Source organism: Lactococcus nasutitermitis (genome assembly GCF_018403765.1).
In the GTDB taxonomy this organism is placed as follows: Bacteria; Bacillota; Bacilli; order Lactobacillales; family Streptococcaceae; genus Lactococcus; species Lactococcus nasutitermitis.
The window spans coordinates 66,512-87,725 of sequence record NZ_BOVQ01000001.1 but is presented as its reverse complement, the minus strand read 5'-3'; the positions used below and the strand labels follow the sequence as shown (position 1 = coordinate 87,725).

The window sequence follows — 21,214 nt, the reverse complement described above, 5'->3', positions numbered from 1 at the left end:
TCATTAACAAATGGCAAGCGAGAATTTTCGGATAAAAAAACAAATAAACGAGGAAACAAATGAAATCAGGATTTTTTCTCCCCTTTTCAAATGGTTATAAAATAGCCTGGATTTGGTGTGTAATAGTATTTTCTTTTGAACGAATCATTTTTTATGAGTTAAATAAACATGGCAACTGGTTTTTAACCTTGTTGACATTCATTGTTTATGTGACTGTTGTGGTTCTCATCTGGCCTCATCGCTTTTTTGTAAGTGATGGACATTTAAATTTTCCCACTTTTCCAAGATTGAAAATGCGTGATTTTGACTTGAAATATGTGACTGCTGTGCGCAAAACTGTCTTAGGTTTAGAATTTAGTTATGCTGGGAAACGTTATCAGTTTATTACTTTTGGTAAATCAAAAGCAATTCTGGCAGGACTTGAGGAGAATAAACATGAAGAAATGGCGCAAGTTAAAGCCTAATAAAAAATGGACGGCAATTTTTGCCGTTCTTTGGCTATTATCAAATATAATCGCGATTGTGTTGACTGATAATTGGAATACAGACCATATCGTAGGACTTTTCTTGGGAAATCTGATTTTTATAGTCAGTCTGCTTTATTTTACCCTGCTTTTTCGACTGATACAAAGACTTTCGCTATTTACGGTAGATAGGGTGAAACATTTTTATCGCTGGAGTTTTTGGATTTTAGCTGCTGTGATGTTCTTGCTTCCTTTCTTCTTTATTATTCATGTACCAGATAGTGCGCATAATTGGGATTTCTTTGTTATTTTTGATAGTACGACGCTACTTCGTGGTAGATCTTTTAGTCATTTGCCGATGACGGTTTCACGTTTAGGATATTTCTTACGTTATTCAAACAACCAGTTCTTTGGAATTTTGTTTAATCAGTTTTTTGCTCCTTTTGCAGGCAATATTCAGCTAAAAATATGGGTTATGACGGCTGTATCATCATTTTTTACAAGTGCAAGTGTTCTTGGTGGTTCGCTCATTACGAAAAAAATGGCAAGTAGGAAGATTGCTTTGCTTTATAATGCAGCAGCTGTTGGTTTTATTCCTTTTTATTTTTATGGAGCGCAACTTTATACAGATACGATGACTTTACCTTTTGTTATTTTTGGACTTTTATTTGCGATTTATGCTCTAAAAGCTGAAAATTGGCAAAAACGTGTTTTCTGGTATTTTCTATCATGTCTTTTTATCGTGATTGGTTATGAATTTAAGCCGACGGTGGCAATTATCTTGATTTCTGTATTGTTTTTTCTCTGTATCAATCGAAAATGGAAACAAGTGTTGTTGATTGTTCCGCTCTTTGCAGTCCTTTTTCTTGCTGGACATGAAGTAGTAAAAACAACAGTAACAAGTGAACCAGCTTTTTCTCAAAAGGCTAATAATGCGCATAATTTACCGCTGATGCACTGGATTGCGATGTCTTGGGCGCCAGAAAATAAAACAGGTGGATTTGATGTGAAAATCAGGAAGTATTCGGCTTCATTCCCTACTTATGCAGCAAAAAATAAGGCTGATAAAACATTATTTTTGAATAATTTAAAGAAAATGGGACTTGTGGGGGTTCTAGTCCAAATAGGTCGTAAACTGGCTTATACATGGACTTTTGGTGATTTGAATAGTAGTTTTTATACTTATCATCATGAAAATCCTTTGGTTAATCGTTATTTTGATTATTTAGATATGGGTTCACATCGATATGAGGGAAATATCACAGGTTGGTTCATGCTCAAAGTGGCTGAAACACTTTATTGGATAGTTCTTGTTATTTTTATGTGGCGCGAGATTTTCCAAAGTCTACGTAAGAAAAATTGGGGAAATCCTTGGTTTATTCCAGCTTTGGCAATGCTTGGTTTAACTTTATTTTTAATTCTTTGGGAGGCAAATTCACGTTATCTGTATAATTTTGCACCATTGATGATTGCTCTGGCAAGTCTTGGAGCTTTTAGAACGCTGAAAGATAAAAGTGTATGATACTATGAAAAAAATGTTGAAAAAAATTATTTTTCCTATTTTGGCGGCATTATTTGTCTTTATTCTTGTGAATAATGACGCTTTTTTGTATCATTTACCAGTTGGAAAAATCATTGCGGTCAGAACCATTTCCAAAGAAGATGTGACGGATAATTTTAAAAATGAAGATCGTCAAATTACTCAGAAATTGACTGTGAAACTTCTTAATCGTAATAATGAAAGAGTGACGTTGGAAAACTCGGTAGTTCAATCACAAACAACGGGACAACTTTATCGGAAAAATGAGCAGATCATTTTGCAAAAAACAAGTGGAAATTGGCAAATTCAGACTTTAAAGCGAGATGCGCTTATTCTTAGTTTATTTACACTTTTTATTGGATTTTTGCTGAGTTTTATTCGTTTGCGAGCGAGTCTTTTATTGCTTCTTTCGCTTTTACTTAATCTGATTTATTTTGTGATTGTGATTGCTTTTAATGTTCAGTTCAATCCGCCTGTTATTGCACTTTTTGCGCTACTTTCGGTGATTTTTGCAGGAAGTTCGTTGTTGTTTGTGCTGGGGCGAACACGGCAGATGCTGTTTACTTTTTTGACAACTGTGTTGACTACGGCAATAACTTTTGTCGTGACTTTTGTTGTGCTTCATTTTACGGGAAATGCGGGCGTGCATTTTGAATATTTGAATTATGTGACACAAAATCCTTCACAATTTTTCTTTGTTGGTGCGATGGTTTCTGTCCTTGGTGCGATTATGGATGGAACGGGCGATATTGTTGCGGGACTTTTTGGACTTTATCGACAAAATCAACTGAACCATTTTGAAATGTCTTATAGAAACTATGTCTTATCTGGTATTTCGATTGGGCAGGAAATCATTGGTACTTTGACAAATGTTTTGTTTATGATTTTTATGGCTGAGGCTTTTCCGATGACTTTGTTACTTTTGAGAAATGGCAATACTTGGGGCTATATTGCGACGGTTGGGCTCAATCTGGGGCTTTTGCAGACGGTTATTTCAGCGATTGGAATTGTTCTTGCGGTTCCTGTGACAGCTTTTGTGACGAGTTTGGTGCTGGTTAATCATCATCAAGAGGAGGTCAAATCATGAATGCTTTATTGATTTTGTTGATTATTCTCGTTGTGCTTATGCTTTTGGTGGCGCGTGGCGAAGGTTTGCGTAATTTGATTGGTTTAGGACTGAATTTTATTGCGATTTTTGCGCTGATAACGTTGATTGCTTGGGGATTTAATGCGATTTTGGTGTTGATGATTTTATCAGTGATTATCTTGGCGCTGGCGATTTTTATGTCTTCAGATGAGGGGGAAATCACGGCTATTGCTTTTAAAACGAGTTTGATTGTTGTGTTTTCTCTCTTGATTTTGGTGGTTTTGGTGCAGGTGATTGGGCAATTTCAAGGATTTGCGGCGGAAGATGTGGATGAATTGGAAAATCTTTCACTTTCTGTGGGACTGAATTTTTCTAATGTGGCGATTGCTGTGATGGTTATTTCGATGCTTGGTGCGGTTGCGGAATCAGCTATGGCAATCGCTGCGAGTTTGTCGGAAGTGATTGAGCAGGATGAAGCGATGACTTTGCTGCAATTTCGTAAACAACGTGAGATTATTTCTCAGCAAATCTTGGGAACAGCTGTAAATACGCTCTTTTTTGGTATGCTTGGTTCATCTATTGGATTGATTTTGTGGTTTGTACGCTTGGATTATAGTCTTGCTGAAATATTGAACTCAAAACTTTTGATGGCAGATGTTGCTACGATGTTGCTGGGAATGCTGGGAATTCTTTTTTCAATCTGGTTGGCGGGACATTTTGTTGCCCAAAATTTTGAAAATAAGGATGAAAAGGAAAAATAAGCAGACGAAAGTCGGCTTTTTTGCAGGTTGGCAGAAAATACGATGGATAGTGTTGCTGCTCAATGACTTGTGGTATAATTAAATCATGAATTCTGAAATTAAATTGATTGCCCTTGATTTGGATGGGACAGTGCTGAACTCTGAAAAAGAGATTCCACAGGAAAATATTGATGCAATACAGGCAGCGCGTGCAAAGGGAATACACGTTGTGATTACGACGGGGCGTCCTCTGGTGGCGATTGAACATTTTTTAAAAACGCTTGATATGACTGGATTTGATGATTTTTCGATTACCTTTAATGGTGGATTGGTGCAGCGAAATACGGGTGAGATTATGTCGAAAAAACCATTTTCAATGGCGGAAGCACAGGATTTGAAAGAGATGACGATGGCGCTCGGTATGCCTTGTGATATTTTGAGTGAGCAGTATGTTTATATGACAAAAAGTGCGCGGGAATCGCTCTATCCGCAGTTGAATAAGCTGTTGACTTTTCGGAAGAAAGAATTGGTAGATTTGCCAGAGGATTTGGTAATTAACAAGATTGTTTCTTGTACTGATGGGGACTTTTTGGATACGCAAATTCCGAAAATTCCAGCTGAGTATTTTGAGAAATATAGTATTTTTAAATCACAAGCACGTTTGGTGGAATTTATGCCAAAGGGGATAAATAAGGCTTTTGGCTTGTCACAGCTGATTAAACTTTTGGACTTGAAGCCCGAAAATGTAATGGCGATGGGCGATGAGGAAAATGATTTGAGTATGATTTCTTGGGCTGGCTATGGTGTGGCGATGGGAAATGCGGTGCCAGCTGTGAAAGAAGCGGCGCGGATTGTTTCGGAGTTGACAAATGAAGAATTTGCTGTAGCAGATGTCATCAAACGTTATGTACTCTGATTTTACAACTTTTGGTGGAGTTTTTTTGTTGAAAAATGTGTTAAACTATTTTTGACAGCTTTGTCAAAAAATAATTGATAGGAAATGAAGATGAATTCAGAGAAAAATCAAGTGAAATCAGCTATTTTGAGTTTTATTTTTGCGATTATTTTGCCTGTTTTTGCTTATTTGGCATTGAAAATGATGGACTTTTCAGATACGCTTGCTTTGGGTGTGGCGTCTGCATTTCCAGTGATTTTGACTCTTTACAGTGGCTTAAAACGGCGCAAGATTAATCCGATTGGAATGGTGGCAATTTGTGGCTTTCTAATTTCGATTTTGGCGGTTTATTTGTCACATGGAAATGATATGGCGTTCAAACTTTGGCACCCGATTTTGACTGGAACGATTGGGATTGTATTGCTTTTTTCATTGGCAATCAATCGTCCATTGTTAGGGATTTTGAGTAAGACAAAAGCGATTGCGCAGGAAATTTCAAATGAAAATCCTGAAGAAATGCGGCTACTTTTCATGTTTTTGACGCTTTATACGGGGCTTATTTTCGCTCTTCATTCGACGTTGACGATTGTGCTTGCCTTGATTTTGTCAACGACGGAGTTTGTGGTGATTTCTAAAGGTGTTGATATTTTGGCAATTATTTTGTTGATTGCTGGGATTTATTTGATACAGAAGCGATTAGTTATAGAAGATTAGAAAAAAATAAATAGGAGATTAAAAATGGGACTATTTGACCGATTATTTGGTAATAAAAAGCAAGAAAAAGTTGAAACAGAAGAAGAAAAAGTTTTGACCGAACTGTCAGAAACTGAAAATAGTGCTGACGAAGCTGTCAAAAATAATGAAAATGTGCCGTCAGAAGAAATCACTGTCTCAGAAAATTTGACAGAACAAGCAGTAGCTGCGCAAGAAGCTGAAAGTGAAGATTTGCAAGAAAATTCTGTTCAGGAAAATTTGACAGGACTGTCAAAAAAAGAAAATGAGCAGACAGAAGCAATTTTACAGGAAAATTCTAGTTCAGAAGCTTTGACAGGACTGTCAAAAAATTTATCAGCAGAAAATGACCTTTCGAGCAATGAAAATGCGCCTGAATCAGAAACGAATGTAGAGCAAAAATACGAAAAATCACTTGAAAAAACGCGCAAAACATTTGGAATGCGATTCAATGAATTTTTGGCAAATTTTCGCACAGTTGACGAAGAATTTTTTGAAGACCTCGAAGATACGCTGATTATGTCGGATGTCGGCGCTGATTTGGCGATGACGATTTCACAAGAATTGCGCCAAGAAGCCAAACTTGCCAATGCGAAATCGCAAGATGCCCTGCGCCAGCTGATTGTCGAAAAAATCGTCGATAAGTTTGACGAGGATAAATTACCCTCAGAACTCAATGTTCAAGCAGGTTTGAGTGTCTTTCTCTTTGTCGGTGTCAATGGTGTTGGCAAGACGACAACGATTGGCAAACTTGCCGCCCGTTATCAAAAAGAGGGCAAAAAAGTGCTGCTCGCGGCAGCCGATACTTTCCGTGCGGGCGCGATTGACCAGCTCGTCGAATGGGGAAAACGTGCGAATGTGCCAGTCGTGACAAAAGCTGCCGGCTCAGATCCAGCGAGTGTCGTTTTTGATGCGATGCAAAAAGCGAAAGCTGAAAATGTGGACATTTTGCTGATTGATACCGCGGGACGCCTGCAAAATAAAGATAATCTGATGAAAGAACTAGAAAAAATCGGCAAAATCATCAAACGTGAATTGCCAGAAGCACCACATGAAACAATCCTCGCCGTTGATGCAACAACAGGGCAAAATGCGATTCAACAAGCCAAAGAATTTAGTCAGGTCACACCGATTACCGGAATTGCTCTCACAAAACTTGATGGTTCAGCAAAAGGTGGGATTGTCCTCTCGATTGTTCAAAGCCTAAAAATCCCCGTCAAACTCATCGGACTTGGCGAGCAAGTTGATGATTTACAAGATTTTGACGAAGAATTTTTTGTACGCGGACTTTTCAAAGAATTACTGTGATAAAATGTTTTTGACAGAACTGTCAAAAACATTTTTTTAGAAAAATCAGCTGAATAATTTATCCACACTTGAAAAAACAACAAAATCAAGGTAAAATAAAACTATCAAGAATGTTTTTGGACTTATAGAAAGGTTCTCATGTCGTACTCAAATTTGAAACTGTTTGCACTCTCTTCCAACCAAGATTTGGCAAAAAAAGTCGCCAAAGAAATCGGAATAGAGCTTGGAAAAGCGACCATCACCACCTACTCTGACGGAGAAACTGAAATTCACATTGACGAAAGTGTCCGTGGAGAGCATATTTTCATCTTGCAATCTACAAGCGCCCCTGTCAATGAAAATCTCATGGAACTCCTGATTATGATGGATACCTTGCGCCGTGCTAGTGCTGCCTCAATCAATATTGTCATGCCTTATTACGGTTATGCACGTCAGGACCGCAAAGCCCGCGCGCGCGAACCTATCACATCAAAACTCGTGGCAAATATGCTTCAAATTGCTGGAGCTGACCGTCTGATTACCTTTGACCTTCATGCGCCACAAATTCAAGGATTTTTCAATATCCCAGTGGACCATTTGATGGGCTCACCACTGATTGCTGACTACTTCAAGCGCCACTTTGTATCAGCAAGCGATGATGTCGTTGTTGTTTCACCTGATCACGGCGGCGTTGGACGTGCTAGAAAATTAGCAGCTTTTCTCAAAACGCCACTTGCGATTATTGATAAACGTCGTCCACGTGCCAATGTCGCAGAAATCATGAATATTATCGGCGATGTCAAAGGGAAAAAATGTATCCTGATTGATGATATGATTGACACTGCAGGAACGATTACTCTTGCGGCAAATGCTTTGAAAGAACTCGGAGCAACAGAAGTTTATGCTTCATGTACTCACGCAGTGCTTTCAGGCCCAGCGATTGACAGAATAAATGCCTCAGCAATCACAAAACTCGTTGTGTTGGATACCATCCAAATTCCTAAAGAGCGTCAAAGTGATAAAATCGTGCAACTCTCGATTGCTTCACTCCTTGCTGATGCCATTATCCGCATCCACGAAAAGCGACCATTGTCACCACTTTACGAGCTTCGTCGTCCTGCTGAAAATATCTAATCCCTATCAGCTTTAGTTCATACAAAATGCTGATTATCAAGCGGCCAGCGGTCGCTTTTTTAAAAAATGGAAACAGAAAAACTAGAAAAAATTCGTAAACTCTACGAAAATGTAGCAATTTCAGAACTTACTGAACGTGAAAAACGATTAAAAAAATTATTAAGTGCTGAAAATCATGATAATTTTAGCGCACTTCCTGCAGGTAGCTATCGAATTTTACAATTTGAAAATTCTAATTTCCCAGAACTAAGAAATACATTAGAATTACTCTTACCAGATTTTGTAACTGCCAACAAAGAAGAAAAATATGTCGTTGAACGTTTTTCAGGTGATAATCTGACAAAATCAGAACTTTTTGACGTCCTTCAAACCTTGTCGCAAGATATGGCACAGGAAATTTCCGCCTACATAGGATTTTTTGTAGAAAAATCAGAGTTGAACAAGATGTACCAAGAAGAACGAAAAGCTTTCAGTAAAAAACAGACTTTCAGCGAATTTATCATCGCTCAATCTCTTGAAAAAAATGAAAGTACAATCCTGCAAAAAATCCGCAGCGCACTTCTTGCAGACTCAGAGAATATCGAACTTGTCCGAGCGCTCTATCAGACGAATGGGAATCAAGCGCAAGCCGCAAAAATTCTCTACGTTCATCGCAATACCCTTCTAAACAAAATCAAGAAATATGAGCAAAAATACAGTTTGCAACTTATAGGAAGCGATCTGATACTCGCTTACAATTTGCTCTGAAAAATGCTATAATATTAGAAAATAATTAGGAAGTCAAAAATGGAATACAATCACAAAGAAATTGAAGCCAAATGGCAAAAATACTGGGCAGAAAATCATACTTTTCGCACAGGAACAGATAAGACAAAGCCTAAGTTTTATGCGCTGGATATGTTCCCATATCCTTCTGGCGCTGGACTTCACGTTGGACACCCCGAAGGTTACACAGCAACAGATATTCTCAGCCGTTTCAAACGTGCGCAAGGATACAATGTCCTCCATCCAATGGGCTGGGACGCTTTTGGCTTGCCTGCTGAGCAATATGCGATGAATACTGGACATGACCCAGCAGATTTTACCGCTGAAAATATCGCCAATTTTAAACGTCAGATTAACAGCCTCGGATTTAGTTATGACTGGGAACGCGAAGTCAACACCACAGACCCAAGTTATTACAAATGGACACAGTGGATTTTCACGAAACTTTATGAAAAAGGACTTGCCTATGAAGCACAAGTGCCTGTCAACTGGGTAGAAGAACTCGGCACAACGATTGCCAACGAAGAAGTTCTGCCAGATGGCACGAGCGAACGTGGTGGTTTCCCTGTTGTCCGTAAACCCATGCGCCAGTGGATTTTGAAAATCACAGCTTATGCTGAGCGTTTATTGAGTGACCTCGATGATTTGGATTGGTCAGAATCCATCAAAGAAATGCAACGTAACTGGATTGGAAAGTCTGTCGGTGCAGATGTCACGTTCAAAATTGCCAATACAGACAAAGATTTTACTGTCTTTACGACACGTCCTGATACACTTTTTGGTGCGACTTATGCTGTCCTTGCGCCTGAGCATGATTTGGTTGATACTATCACAACATCAGAACAAGCGCAAGCTGTCGCTAATTATAAACGTCAAGCCAGCTTGAAATCTGACCTTGCTCGCACCGACCTTGCCAAAGAAAAAACAGGTGTTTTCACAGGTGCTTATGCAGTCAATCCTGTCAATGGCAAGGAAATTCCGATTTGGATTGCGGACTATGTGCTTGCAAGCTACGGACACGGAGCAATCATGGCAGTTCCAGCGCACGATACACGTGACTGGGAATTTGCTAAAGTCTTTGGGCTGGAAATTATTCCTGTATTAGACGGTGGCAATGTCGAAGCAGAAGCTTACACCGAAGATGGTTTGCACATCAATTCTGAATTTTTGAATGATCTGGACAAAGCTGAAGCGATTGAAAAAATTCTTGCTTGGCTCGAAGAACATCAGGTTGGTAAGAAAAAAATTACTTATAAACTCCGCGATTGGCTCTTTAGCCGTCAACGTTATTGGGGTGAACCGATTCCAATTATTCATTGGGAAGATGGCACGTCCACAGCTATTCCAGAAGAAGATTTGCCACTTATTTTGCCAAAAACAAAGGATATTAAACCGTCTGGCACAGGCGAAAGTCCATTGGCTAATCTGACAGATTGGCTCACAGTTACGCGTGCTGACGGTATCAAAGGACGTCGTGAGACCAATACAATGCCACAATGGGCAGGGAGTTCATGGTATTATCTGCGTTATATTGATCCGCACAATGACAAAGCGCTTGCCGATCCAGAATTACTCAAACAATGGTTGCCAGTTGATATTTATGTCGGTGGGGCAGAACACGCTGTGCTTCACTTGCTTTACGCGCGTTTCTGGCACAAGGTGCTGTATGATTTGGACGTTGTGCCAACGAAAGAACCTTTCCAAAAACTCTTTAATCAGGGAATGATTTTGGGGACAAGTTATCGCGATAGCCGCGGTGTACTTGTGGCGACAGATAAAGTTGAAAAACGTGATGGCGGATTTTTTAATATTGAAACAGGCGAAGAACTTGAACAAGCACCGGCTAAAATGTCGAAATCATTGAAAAATGTTGTTAATCCTGATGATGTCGTTGAGCGCTACGGTGCAGATACCTTGCGGGTTTACGAGATGTTCATGGGACCACTTGATGCCAGTATTGCTTGGTCTGAAGAGGGACTTGAGGGCGCACGGAAATTCCTTGATAGAGTTGTTCGTTTGATTGATTCTGACAAGATTTCTAATGAAAATGATGGAACGCTTGATAAAGTTTACAATGAAACCGTGAAAAATGTGACAGAGCGCTTAGATGATATGCTCTTTAACACGGCGATTTCTCAGCTGATGATTTTTGTTAACAGTGCCAATAAGGCAAAAAATTTGCCAGTTGACTATGCGAAAGGTTTTGTACAGCTTTTAGCACCATTTGCGCCACACATCGCTGAAGAACTTTGGCAGACTTTAGGCAATGAAGCAGGAATTTCTCATGTTGCTTGGCCTGAATGGGACGAAAGTAAGTTGATTGAAGATGAAATCGAAATAGTTGTTCAGGTAAATGGAAAACTCAAAGCAAAAATCACCGTTGCCAAGGATTTGCCACGTGAAGAACTGGCTGCTATTGGACAAAAAGCGGTGACAGTTGAGGGAAATATTGTCAAAGTGATTGCTGTACCAAATAAATTGGTCAATATTGTAGTGAAATAAGATGATAAGTTTTATAGCTGAAAAGGTTCAAAAATTAAATGAATTAGAACATCTGGCTTTTGATTTTATCTTGCAACATACAGATGAAGCACAAGCAATGAGTGTTCGAGAATTGTCTGAAAAAGTACACGTGTCAACGGCTACGGTCATGAGAATGACGAAAAAGTTAGGTTTCAGTGGCTGGTCAGAACTTTGCTTTTATTTGAAGAACAAAGAAGAAGAACTTCAAGATTTGCCAGTAAGTTATCATGAAAATCTCTTACAGTTGAATATTTTTCTAAAAAATATATCTGAAAAGGATTATGCAAAAAGACTGGAACAGGCTATTTCCTTGGTTAAAAGGGCACAACGTCATGTTTTTATCGGTGTCGGGACGTCAGGCTCTTTGGCTGTCTATGGAGCGGGATATTTTGTGAATAGCGGCTTGGAAAGTTATGCTATTACAGATTTGCATCAGTCGATGAGAGGAAAATCAGCTGATGGGAGTTTGATTATTGTGCTTTCTGTGTCAGGAGAAACGGAACTCTTGATTAAGTCACTTTTAGTTCTAAAAAGTGAAGGAGCAAAGATTATTTCAATCACTAATCATGAAGATACAACGATTTCCAAACTTTCGGATATTAATCTTTCTTATAATTTTCAAGATAGATATTCTGACTATGATATTCAGGAAAATCTTACGTCACAGCTTCCTGTGGTTGCTTTGATTGAAATGCTGGCACAAGAAGGCGTGAAAAAATAGCTTATTTTAATAAAAAACGTAACAACTCTTGTTATTTGTAACAGAAACTTCAAAACCACTTGTATTATTTGATACTTGTGGTATTTTTGTATTAGAAATAAAATTTTGAAGGAGGTTTATTGATGAACGAGTTCATGAATAACAAGGTGTTGACACCAATTATGAAATTTGTCAATACCAAGGCGATGACCGCTTTAAAAAATGGGATGCTTTATGCGATGCCCTTTATTATTGTCGGTTCTATTTTTCTTATTTTAGCTAATATTCCGATTACTTCGGTTGCAAATTGGCTGAGTGAGAATGGTTGGTCTGCTGTCTTTAATCAGGCGTTTTCTGTTTCTTTTGGTATTATGGCGATTTGGGCGGTGGTAGGAATTGCTTATTGTTACGTAAAAGAAGAAGGCTATGCAGATGTATCACTTTCAGCAGGTTTAACTGCTTTGGCTGCTTTTCTGATTGTCCAGACACTGTCAGTCGTTAGTCCTATCACCACAGCTTTGGGGGCTGGAAAAGGGGCTTCTGGGATTGGAAGTCTTACTGGAAATCAAGTCAATACTGCTTTTGATAAATTGCCCGAAGCAATGCAAGTTTTTCTGAATAATCCTGTGACAGGTGTCATCAATCTTTCTTGGCAAGGCGGTCAGGGAATGATTGCGGCGATTTTGATTGGTTGTTTGACAGGTTGGGCTTATAGTGCAATGATTAGAGCGGGCTGGAAGATTACATTGCCTGAGCAAGTACCTTCTAATGTTGCGAATCAGTTTACTTCGATGATTCCAACTGGTGTGATTTTAATTGGAGCAACAGCGATTTATGCTTTGTTCAATAAAGTGGGTCATACAGATTTGCTTTCTGAGATTTATCGTGTCTTGCAACAACCTTTGCAACATCTCGGAGATTCTTTCTGGGGAATTACGATTATTGCTTTACTCATTCCGTTTTTCTGGTTCTTTGGTGTTCATGGTGGAATTATCATGGGAGCAATCAGTTCAGCTTTCCTTATCCCGAATACTTTTGAAAATGCACAACTTTATGCGGATGGAAAATTGAGTTTGGCTAATGGTGCGCACATTGTAACCAATGAATTTTATAATAATATTATTCAGATGTCGGGTTCTGGTGTGACTTTTGGCTTGATTATTTTTACTTTGTTTATTGCAAAATCGCAACAGATGCGCTCAATTGGGAAGATTGAATTGGTGCCAGGTTTGTTTAATATCAATGAGCCTTTCCTGTTTGGTTTGCCTTTAGTGCTTAATCCTGTGATGGCGGTTCCATTCTTCTTGACACCTGCGATTGTAGGAGCAACAGCTTATGCGGCGATTGCTTGGCATATTGTTCCACCAATGAATGGTGTGGCTGCTCCTTGGACGACACCACCGATTATTTCTGGCTTTTTGATTGGTGGTTGGCAATATGCGCTGTTACAAATGGTTGGTTTGCTTGAAAGTGTTATCATTTATTTGCCATTTGCACGTCGCTATGATAAAATTTTGCTAAATCAAGAGCAAGAAATGGCAGCAGAAGAAGCAAAATAAGTGGTTTAGAAAGTTGGAATTATGGTTGAAGCATTAAAAAAAGATTTTTTCTGGGGAAATTCGTCGTCGTCGATGCAGACGGAAGGTGGCTGGAATGAGGGCGGAAAAGGATTATCAGTTTATGATGTGCGTCCTGAGACGGTGGACAGTATGAATTGGCAGGTCACGATTGATAATTATCATGATTTTGAGACGGATTTTGACTTGATGCAGGCGATGAATATGAACATGTATCGTTTTCAGATTTCCTGGTCGCGCGTTTGTCCGGATGGCGATGGTGCGTTCAATGAGGAAGGAATTGCCTTTTACAGTCGAATGATTGATGCGCTGATTGCACGTGGAATTGAGCCGATGATTTGTTTGTATCATTTTGATATGCCACTGGCGCTGGCTGAGAAATATGATGGATTTTTGAGTCGCCATGTGGTGGATGCCTTTGTGCGTTATGGTAAGGAAATGATGCGCCGTTTTGCTGGACGTGTAAAATATTGGATTGTTTTTAATGAGCATAATCTGTATTTTACAAGTGATGCTTGGCGCTATGCAGGTGTTTTGCGGGAGAATTTAACGCTGTCAGAAATTTATCAGATTTTTCATCATACGATGTTGGCACATTGTCAACTGACAGACTTTATTCACGGTTTTGACAGTTCTGTCAAAATTGGTGGGATGCTTGCTTACACGGAAATTTATCCAGCCACGACATCGCCTCAGGATAATTTGGCGGTGCGGCGGCAGGAGGAATTTTCCTATCTTAATCTTTGTGATGTCTATGTTTACGGACATTATTCGCCTGCGGTGCTGACTTTTGTCAAAAATCAGGGAATTGATATGGATTGGCGAGAGGAAGATTTGACAGTTCTGTCAAAAGGTATTTCTGACTTTTTATCCTTTTCTTACTATCGTTCGGGGCTTTTGTCGGCGGAAAATTTGACAGAAAATGATGCACCTAATCTCTATCTGGATAAGGGATTTCAGCAAAATCCGCTTCTTGAAAGAAATGAATGGGACTGGGCGATTGATGCAACAGGTTTTCGTAATATTATCACGCGACTTTACAATCAATTTGGCTTGCCAGTTTTTCCGATTGAAAATGGACTTGGCCTGCGCGAGGACTGGGACGGTGAGCATGAGATTGAGGATAATCAGCGTATTGACTATCACCGTGCGCATATTGAAGCATTGAAATCAGCAGTAATTGAGGACGGTGCAGATGTGCTTGGCTATCTCGGTTGGGGCTTGATTGACATTCCAAGTTCGTCAGGCAATATGGACAAGCGCTACGGAGCGGTTTACGTCAATCGAGATAATCATAATCTGCGTGATTTGCGACGCGTTCCGAAAAAATCATTTCACTGGTTCCAACAAGTTTTTGGTTCAAATGGTAAAAATATGTGAAAATTATAAGAAAAAATTTGTCAAAACTGACAGATTTTTTTGACAGAACTGTCAAAAATATTTTTCAAGTAAAATCAAGAAAAATCAAGCCTGTCAAAATTTGTGATAAAATAAAAAATGAAGAAGGAGCAAAAAATGGCATTTTTCACAACAAATGATAAGGTAAAAATCAATTATCATAGCTACGGCGCGCCTGATGCACCAACGATTGTGCTGGTTAATGGCTATTCGGCAAGCGAAATCACTTGGCTCTGCCAGATTGAGCCATTTGTGGCGGCTGGTTTTCGTGTGATTACTTACGACCATCGCGGACATGGATTGAGTGATAAAGTCAAGTATGGCTTGACTTTGGCACGTTTGGCAACAGATTTACATGAACTTCTCGTTTATTTAGAAATTTTTCATGTAATTCTCATAGGACATTCGATGGGGGCAGCACTTATCATGGCATATGAGGAACTTTTTACAGATAAAAAGATTGATTTAGTGATTACAGAAGACCAAGCACCTACTTTTTTGAGAAGTAGTGATTGGCTGGACGGCGATACAGGACGGACATTAGCGGAACTTTCGGACTTTATGGAGGAATTTCCCAAAACGCGACTGACACGAAAAAAGCTCTCTGACGATGTCAAACGTTCGCTTGGGAAATCCATGTATCCCTTTGATTTCAGGGCTTATCAAGGCTTATTGCGTAATATTATTACGCAAGATTGGCGAGCAAATTTGGCCCAAGAAACAAAAGCACATTTATTTTTGGCAGGAAGTTTATCCCCTATTTTTCCACCTGAACACGCTCAAGCTGCGCGAAATTTGCAAACTAATCCTAATTCACAGGCAATTATTTTTGAAGGCTGTGGACATTTGCTCCATTTAGAAGATGCAGATAAATTTAATCAGACGATATTAAAGTTTATTAAGAAAAATATAAGAAATTTATGAGAAAATAGTTTTGACAGAGTTGTCAAAACTATTTTTACTTTTTGATAGAACTGTCAAAAGAGTAAATTTGAAAATTATGAGATTTATATAATACGTATATCATTTTTTTCTCATTGAACATCATGATAAAATATAAGAGTAAAGAAAGAGAAATGTTTACAAAAATAACGAAACTCTGGAAAATTGCTTGCTTGAGCAAGAAAATGAAAGGAAACATTAAACATGAGACACAAACACATCAGCACGGAGGCGCACACAAATCACTTAAACAACACTGCGGAAAACAGTCCACAAATCGAAAATGCAGTGATGAAACTTGTCGTTGACAGTTATTTGCAGGGGGCACAAACTTGCGAGCTGCATGATGGAAAAGTTCTCGGTGTGATTATTCATCATGGCGATGTTGACAATATCCGTCTCTACATTGATAACAACCACAAAATCACAGTTGAAGTGAAAAATGGTAGCAGTCGCGTGAGCGATATGGCAAATAAAGACGAAGAAGATATGGCATATGTTCTCCCATTCACAAAGTGCTTGGGACTATCAGAAAGCATGATTATGAAGAACTACGCTGAAATTTAAAAAGCCGCCACAACAGTTTTGTCGTTCAGACAAAGCTGTTTTTTTATTGCTAAATAAACTTTGTGAAAAAATGCAACAAAATTTCACAAATTATATTATTCACAAGTCTTTACAAAGCGAAAACAAAAGGATATAATAGTGGTTGAACTATTTTATTATTACATATTAGGAGAAAAACCTCAAAATGGCTAAGAAGAAAATTGTAGTCATCGGTGCTGGTTTTGCTGGGCTTTCAGCTACTCGTAAACTTTCAAGTAAATTGAAAAACGACGTAGAAATCACGCTCATCGACAAACACAGCTATCAAACGATGATGACACAACTTCACGAAGTTGCGGCTGGTCGCGTTCCCTTCACAAACGCACAATATGACCTGCAAAGATTGCTTGGAAAACGCAAAAACATCAGTATTGTTACAGATAAAGTCGTCAACCTTGACAAAGAAAATAAAACCGTTGTTACAGAAAACGGTAGCTATGATTATGACTATGTCATAGTAGCAATTGGTGGCGAGCCAAATGACTTTGGAGTTCCTGGAGTCAAAGATTATGGCTTCACATTGTGGTCTCTCGAAGACGCCATGAAAATCAAACGTCAGTTGGAAATCATGGTTCAACTTGCATCAACTGAACGTGATGAAGCAAAACGCAAAGCTTTATTGACAATTAACGTTGCCGGTTCAGGATTTACTGGTATCGAAATGGTTGGTGAGTTGATTGATTGGCGCAAGAAAGTTGCTACAGACTGGAAACTCAATCCAGAAGAAATCACACTCAACGTGGTTGAAATGATGCCAACTATCTTGAACACACTTGACCGTAAACAAGCAGACAAAGCCCTTGCTTACCTCAAAAAGAAAAATGTCAATGTTCTTCTTAACCACGGTATCACAGCTGTTGAAGAAGGCCATATCGTTGTTAATGTTGGCGGACATGATGAAGAAAAAGTCCAAAAAGAAATTCCTTCATATACACTTATCTGGACAACAGGTGTGCAAGGAAATACCCAAGCACAACCTTACGAGCTCACAGAAACAGAACGCGGACATCGTCTCCTTGCCAATGATTACATGGAAGCTATCGGCTTTGAAGGCAAAGGCATTTATGTCGCTGGTGACGTTTCAGGCAATATGGACCCTAAATCTGGTCGTCCTCAACCACAAATCGTTGAAGCAGCAGAACAAACAGGACATACAGCAGCAGATAACATCATCGCTGACATCAAAGGTGGAGAAAAACATAAATTCGTTGGTAAATACCAAGGAACAATGGTTTCAGTTGGCTCACATTGGGGTGTTGCGATGGTTGGTAGCCTCCGCTTGACTGGTTTCTTCGCAATGGCAATGAAGAACTTTATCTACGTTCTTTACACTTTGCAGATTTATTCAGCTTATTATCTATTTACTTATTTGAAAAATGAAATCTTCCATACGGAAGACAATCGTAACTTGATGCGTGGTCATACATCACGTCGTGGAAATGTTCTTTGGGCTTTGCCACTTCGCTTGTTCTACGGAGTTATTTGGCTCCTTGATGCTTTGCCAAAAGTATTTGGTGGAGCAAATATTGGTGGAATCTTCGGAAAATCAAGTCAATCTTGGATGGGCGGACAATTAAAGATTACGACATTCTTGATTTCAAACCCTAAAAATTCCGGTTGGTTGAAAGACTTTTATTCTGTTGCCCACCCAGCTGCTGGTGCTTCAACGCATGAAGTAGTCACAAAAGCAACAGGACATTTTGCCTTTAACGCTTTCAATGGTTTGAGCTATGATTATGGTACAACACCAAATCCAATCACAAACGGTGTGCCTCACTGGATGCAAGCAATGATGAAGATTTTCATGCCAAATACACAAACTGGTTTTGATATTGCTTTGTTCTTGCAAAAAACAATGTCAATCGTTGAATTGCTCCTTGCGCTTGCAATTTTGAGTGGAACATTCACTTGGATTGCATCAGCTGCAACGGCTGGTTTAACACTCATGTTTGCGACAACAGGTATGTTGACTTGGGTTGGTCTTTGGTATATTCCAGTAGCTATCGCCTTGATGGCTGGTGCTGGACGTGCGTTCGGTCTTGACCGTTGGATTCAACCTTGGTTGCAAAAAATTCTTGGCAAACTCTGGTACGGAAAACCACGTTCAATCTATAAAGGACGTTAATATAAAAGCTCTCGGTAGAGAGCTTTTTTTGATTGAAAATACTGAAAATCTGCCGAATTTGTGGTATGATTTTAAAGGATAACGCAACGAGATGAGTTGATTAGGGTTGCATAAAAAAGAGGAAACATGGATAATTTAAGATATAGAAGTGTGTTTGATATTATTGGACCAGTAATGGTTGGACCTTCTAGCTCACATACAGCAGGCGCTGCGCGGATTGGCAAAATTGTGCGGTCGATTTTTGGAGAATTGCCAGAACGTTTGGAAATTCATCTCTATGAAAGTTTTGCGAAAACGTATCGAGGTCATGGGACAGATTTGGCGCTGGTAGCAGGTGTTTTAGGAATGGAAACAGATGATGAAAATCTTGTTCATGCACCAGAAATTGCCTTTCAACAAGGAATGGAAGTCAGTTATGTGCCACATCCAGAAGAACGCGCAGAACATCCCAATACAGCGCGTTTGATTGCTCAAAAAGGTGAGCGAATGATGACAATTACTGGAATTTCGATTGGTGGTGGTATGATTCAAGTCACGGAGTTGAATGGTTTTAACATTTCTATTTCGGCGGGCCAACCGACTTTTGTGATTATTCATGAAGATGTACCGGGAATGATTGCTAAAGTATCAAGTGTTTTGTCGAGTCACGCGATTAATATTGCCAAGATGAATGTGACACGCGAAGCAAAAGGTGAGAAGGCGATTATGATTTTGGAAGTGGATACGCCGAATGTCAGCGCCGCATTTGAAGAAATGCAAGAGATTTCTCATCTGCACGCGGTGAATTTCTTTGATTAGGAGATGAAATGTTTACAACAATACAAGAATTGATAGAAATGGCGCAGGATTATTCGTCTGTGGCTGAGCTGATGATAAGCTTGGAGATTGAGCAAACAGGGCGCTCTCGTGAACAAGTTTGGGCGCTGATGGAGCGAAATTTGCAAGTGATGCTTGCCTCTGTTGAGAAAGGATTGCTTGGTGAGAAGTCGTTGACAGGCTTGACAGGTGGCGATGCGAAGCTGATGAATGCTTATATCGCAAGTGGCAAAGCTCTGTCGGGCGATGTTATTTTGGCTGCGGCGCGCGATGCTGTGGCGGTCAATGAAGTCAATGCACAGATGGGCTTGATTTGTGCGACACCGACAGCAGGTTCAAGTGGCTGTTTACCAGGCGTTTTACGAGCTGCCACAGAAAAATTATCTTTGAGCCATGAACAGCAAGTGGAATTTCTATTTATGGCTGGTGCATTTGGCTTGGCGATTGCTAACAATGCGACGATTTCTGGGGCTGAGGGCGGTTGTCAGGCGGAAGTTGGTTCGGCAGCGGCAATGGCGAGTGCAGCATTAGTACTATCAGCTGGTGGGACATTGGAAGAAGCAGGGACGGCGATTGCCTTGACCTTGCAAAATATGCTTGGTCTCATCTGTGATCCTGTAGCTGGACTGGTCGAAATCCCCTGTGTACACCGCAATGCGATGGGCGCATCACAAGCATTTATCTCAGCAGACATGGCGCTTGCTGGTGTGAAAACAGTCATTCCAGTTGATGAAGTCGTGACTTGTATGTATAATGTCGGGCGAACTTTACCAGCAGCCTTTCGGGAGACAGCAGACGGTGGATTGGCACAGACACCAACTGGACGGCGTGTAATGTCAGAAGTTTTTAGTGAAAAATGAGATTTGACAGTTCTGTCAAATTTTTTTGTGACAAATTATTTTTTTATAGTTCTGTCAAAAATTTTTTTCTTGACAAATTTAATTTACAGTTGTAAACTATAGATGTAAAGAAAAGAATTTGACGAAAGGAGGCAAAAATTATCGAAGTAGAATTCAATATTTCAAACGCAGAATTACATATCATGCGCGTGATTTGGTCGCTTGGAGAAGCGCGTGTTGACGAGGTTTACAATCAAATCTCGCTGATGGATTGGAGCCTTGCGACAGTCAAAACTTTGCTTGGACGTCTGGTTAAAAAAGAAATGCTCAGCACGGAAAAAGAAGGACGAAAGTTTATTTATCGCCCACTGATTGATGAAAATGATGCGATTGACAGAATGTCGCAAAATTTGCTGAAAAAGGTGTGTGCAACTAAGCAACGCAACGTTTTAGGACAGATGATTGCCAACAGCGAATTAACAAAATCAGACATAGAACAGTTGCAAGAAGCTCTGTCTGAAAAGGTAGCAGTCGCTGAAGTTCATTGTAATTGCCTAGAAACTGTTGGTGCTTGTGCTTGCAAACACGAAGCAGAACACATGGAAAAAATGTAACAAAATTTTTGACAATTCTGTCAAAAATTTCACAATAGAAAAGAGAAGAAAATGGCTACAAAACAAACATTGAAAATCGAAGGCATGACTTGTGATATGTGCGTCAAACACGTGAGTGAAGCACTTGAGAGCGTTGATGGCGTAAAATCCGCCAAAGTATCACTCAAGAAAAATGAAGCCCAAGTCAAATTTGACGAACCAGCAACCCTTACTCAAATGAGTACAGCAGTCGCAGCTGCCGGCTATAAAATCGTTTAAAAAATTTTTGACAGGGTACAAACTGACAACTTCGTTATAAGTTCACTCTGTCCGAGAAGGCTGAGAATAAATTCTCTAGTCCCTACGGCAGAACTGTCAAAAACTAAAATCTCGTTCAAGAGATTTTTATTAAAAGTTTATAGTTTACAAATGTAAACCTAACAAAGGAAAA

20 protein-coding genes are annotated in these 21,214 nt (G+C 39.5%); all 20 read left to right on the top strand.

Annotated features, from left to right (window positions below):
• Positions 1–59: 59 nt before the first annotated feature.
• Positions 60–464 carry an EbsA family protein gene (locus KJS36_RS00380; RefSeq protein WP_213533153.1) on the top strand — a complete coding sequence of 135 codons (405 nt, stop codon included), beginning with the start codon at positions 60–62 and terminating at the stop codon, positions 462–464.
• Positions 436–1,986: a glycosyltransferase family protein gene (locus KJS36_RS00375; RefSeq protein ID WP_213533151.1), complete on the top strand. Its 1,551-nt coding sequence runs from the start codon at positions 436–438 to the stop codon at positions 1,984–1,986. The genes KJS36_RS00380 and KJS36_RS00375 overlap by 29 nt, the downstream gene beginning before the upstream one ends.
• 4 nt (positions 1,987–1,990) lie before the next feature.
• Entirely contained in the window at positions 1,991–3,091 is a 1,101-nt protein-coding gene (locus tag KJS36_RS00370; protein ID WP_213533149.1) for a YibE/F family protein, read from the top strand.
• Positions 3,088–3,852 (top strand): YibE/F family protein, encoded by a 765-nt coding sequence (locus KJS36_RS00365; protein ID WP_213533147.1) that lies wholly within the window; start codon positions 3,088–3,090, stop codon positions 3,850–3,852. The genes KJS36_RS00370 and KJS36_RS00365 overlap by 4 nt, the downstream gene beginning before the upstream one ends.
• Before the next feature lie 85 nt (positions 3,853–3,937).
• On the top strand, positions 3,938–4,747 hold the full coding sequence (locus KJS36_RS00360; protein ID WP_213533145.1) for a Cof-type HAD-IIB family hydrolase: 810 nt from the start codon (positions 3,938–3,940) through the stop codon (positions 4,745–4,747).
• A gap of 90 nt (positions 4,748–4,837) precedes the next feature.
• A complete protein-coding gene (locus KJS36_RS00355) occupies positions 4,838–5,440 on the top strand; it encodes a VC0807 family protein (protein WP_213533143.1) in 603 nt (200 codons plus the stop codon).
• A 24-nt stretch (positions 5,441–5,464) separates the two neighbouring features.
• On the top strand, positions 5,465–6,766 hold the full coding sequence (ftsY, locus tag KJS36_RS00350) for a signal recognition particle-docking protein FtsY (RefSeq protein ID WP_213533141.1): 1,302 nt from the start codon (positions 5,465–5,467) through the stop codon (positions 6,764–6,766).
• A 138-nt stretch (positions 6,767–6,904) separates the two neighbouring features.
• The gene (locus tag KJS36_RS00345; RefSeq protein WP_213533139.1) at positions 6,905–7,879 is read left to right on the top strand and encodes a ribose-phosphate diphosphokinase; all 975 of its coding nucleotides are present in this window, start codon (positions 6,905–6,907) and stop codon (positions 7,877–7,879) included.
• Between the two features lie 66 nt (positions 7,880–7,945).
• Positions 7,946–8,626, top strand: coding sequence for a helix-turn-helix domain-containing protein (locus KJS36_RS00340; RefSeq protein ID WP_213533137.1), 681 nt, complete (start codon positions 7,946–7,948; stop codon positions 8,624–8,626).
• A gap of 39 nt (positions 8,627–8,665) precedes the next feature.
• A complete protein-coding gene (gene leuS / locus KJS36_RS00335; RefSeq protein ID WP_213533135.1) occupies positions 8,666–11,146 on the top strand; it encodes a leucine--tRNA ligase in 2,481 nt (826 codons plus the stop codon).
• Position 11,147: 1 nt separating this feature from the next.
• Entirely contained in the window at positions 11,148–11,888 is a 741-nt protein-coding gene (locus KJS36_RS00330; protein ID WP_213533133.1) for a MurR/RpiR family transcriptional regulator, read from the top strand.
• Positions 11,889–12,010: 122 nt separating this feature from the next.
• The gene (locus tag KJS36_RS00325; protein WP_213533131.1) at positions 12,011–13,426 is read left to right on the top strand and encodes a PTS sugar transporter subunit IIC; all 1,416 of its coding nucleotides are present in this window, start codon (positions 12,011–12,013) and stop codon (positions 13,424–13,426) included.
• A 21-nt stretch (positions 13,427–13,447) separates the two neighbouring features.
• Positions 13,448–14,824: a glycoside hydrolase family 1 protein gene (locus tag KJS36_RS00320; protein WP_213533129.1), complete on the top strand. Its 1,377-nt coding sequence runs from the start codon at positions 13,448–13,450 to the stop codon at positions 14,822–14,824.
• A gap of 135 nt (positions 14,825–14,959) precedes the next feature.
• Complete coding sequence (locus KJS36_RS00315) at positions 14,960–15,766, top strand: alpha/beta fold hydrolase (RefSeq protein ID WP_213533127.1); 807 nt, start codon at positions 14,960–14,962, stop codon at positions 15,764–15,766.
• Between the two features lie 222 nt (positions 15,767–15,988).
• Complete coding sequence (locus KJS36_RS00310; protein ID WP_213533125.1) at positions 15,989–16,351, top strand: hypothetical protein; 363 nt, start codon at positions 15,989–15,991, stop codon at positions 16,349–16,351.
• Positions 16,352–16,535: 184 nt separating this feature from the next.
• Positions 16,536–18,515 carry an NAD(P)/FAD-dependent oxidoreductase gene (locus KJS36_RS00305; protein ID WP_213533123.1) on the top strand — a complete coding sequence of 660 codons (1,980 nt, stop codon included), beginning with the start codon at positions 16,536–16,538 and terminating at the stop codon, positions 18,513–18,515.
• A gap of 126 nt (positions 18,516–18,641) precedes the next feature.
• The gene (gene sdaAB / locus KJS36_RS00300) at positions 18,642–19,313 is read left to right on the top strand and encodes an L-serine ammonia-lyase, iron-sulfur-dependent subunit beta (protein WP_213533121.1); all 672 of its coding nucleotides are present in this window, start codon (positions 18,642–18,644) and stop codon (positions 19,311–19,313) included.
• Between the two features lie 8 nt (positions 19,314–19,321).
• Positions 19,322–20,191 carry an L-serine ammonia-lyase, iron-sulfur-dependent, subunit alpha gene (gene sdaAA / locus KJS36_RS00295; RefSeq protein ID WP_213533118.1) on the top strand — a complete coding sequence of 290 codons (870 nt, stop codon included), beginning with the start codon at positions 19,322–19,324 and terminating at the stop codon, positions 20,189–20,191.
• 137 nt (positions 20,192–20,328) lie between these two features.
• On the top strand, positions 20,329–20,784 hold the full coding sequence (locus KJS36_RS00290) for a CopY/TcrY family copper transport repressor (RefSeq protein WP_213533218.1): 456 nt from the start codon (positions 20,329–20,331) through the stop codon (positions 20,782–20,784).
• 51 nt (positions 20,785–20,835) lie between these two features.
• Positions 20,836–21,042, top strand: a complete 207-nt coding sequence (locus KJS36_RS00285) for a copper ion binding protein (protein ID WP_213533116.1) — start codon at positions 20,836–20,838, stop codon at positions 21,040–21,042.
• The last annotated feature ends 172 nt before the right edge of the window (positions 21,043–21,214 follow it).

Excerpts from the sequence above, each read along its gene's own strand:
- KJS36_RS00380 (WP_213533153.1), top strand. The coding sequence starts at position 60 with ATGAAATCAGGATTTTTTCTCCCCTTTTCAAATGGTTATAAAATAGCC.
- KJS36_RS00375 (WP_213533151.1), top strand. The coding sequence starts at position 436 with ATGAAGAAATGGCGCAAGTTAAAGCCTAATAAAAAATGGACGGCAATT.
- KJS36_RS00370 (WP_213533149.1), top strand. The coding sequence starts at position 1,991 with ATGAAAAAAATGTTGAAAAAAATTATTTTTCCTATTTTGGCGGCATTA.
- KJS36_RS00365 (WP_213533147.1), top strand. The coding sequence starts at position 3,088 with ATGAATGCTTTATTGATTTTGTTGATTATTCTCGTTGTGCTTATGCTT.
- KJS36_RS00360 (WP_213533145.1), top strand. The coding sequence starts at position 3,938 with ATGAATTCTGAAATTAAATTGATTGCCCTTGATTTGGATGGGACAGTG.
- KJS36_RS00355 (WP_213533143.1), top strand. The coding sequence starts at position 4,838 with ATGAATTCAGAGAAAAATCAAGTGAAATCAGCTATTTTGAGTTTTATT.
- ftsY (WP_213533141.1), top strand. The coding sequence starts at position 5,465 with ATGGGACTATTTGACCGATTATTTGGTAATAAAAAGCAAGAAAAAGTT.
- KJS36_RS00345 (WP_213533139.1), top strand. The coding sequence starts at position 6,905 with ATGTCGTACTCAAATTTGAAACTGTTTGCACTCTCTTCCAACCAAGAT.
- KJS36_RS00340 (WP_213533137.1), top strand. The coding sequence starts at position 7,946 with ATGGAAACAGAAAAACTAGAAAAAATTCGTAAACTCTACGAAAATGTA.
- leuS (WP_213533135.1), top strand. The coding sequence starts at position 8,666 with ATGGAATACAATCACAAAGAAATTGAAGCCAAATGGCAAAAATACTGG.
- KJS36_RS00330 (WP_213533133.1), top strand. The coding sequence starts at position 11,148 with ATGATAAGTTTTATAGCTGAAAAGGTTCAAAAATTAAATGAATTAGAA.
- KJS36_RS00325 (WP_213533131.1), top strand. The coding sequence starts at position 12,011 with ATGAACGAGTTCATGAATAACAAGGTGTTGACACCAATTATGAAATTT.
- KJS36_RS00320 (WP_213533129.1), top strand. The coding sequence starts at position 13,448 with ATGGTTGAAGCATTAAAAAAAGATTTTTTCTGGGGAAATTCGTCGTCG.
- KJS36_RS00315 (WP_213533127.1), top strand. The coding sequence starts at position 14,960 with ATGGCATTTTTCACAACAAATGATAAGGTAAAAATCAATTATCATAGC.
- KJS36_RS00310 (WP_213533125.1), top strand. The coding sequence starts at position 15,989 with ATGAGACACAAACACATCAGCACGGAGGCGCACACAAATCACTTAAAC.
- KJS36_RS00305 (WP_213533123.1), top strand. The coding sequence starts at position 16,536 with ATGGCTAAGAAGAAAATTGTAGTCATCGGTGCTGGTTTTGCTGGGCTT.
- sdaAB (WP_213533121.1), top strand. The coding sequence starts at position 18,642 with ATGGATAATTTAAGATATAGAAGTGTGTTTGATATTATTGGACCAGTA.
- sdaAA (WP_213533118.1), top strand. The coding sequence starts at position 19,322 with ATGTTTACAACAATACAAGAATTGATAGAAATGGCGCAGGATTATTCG.
- KJS36_RS00285 (WP_213533116.1), top strand. The coding sequence starts at position 20,836 with ATGGCTACAAAACAAACATTGAAAATCGAAGGCATGACTTGTGATATG.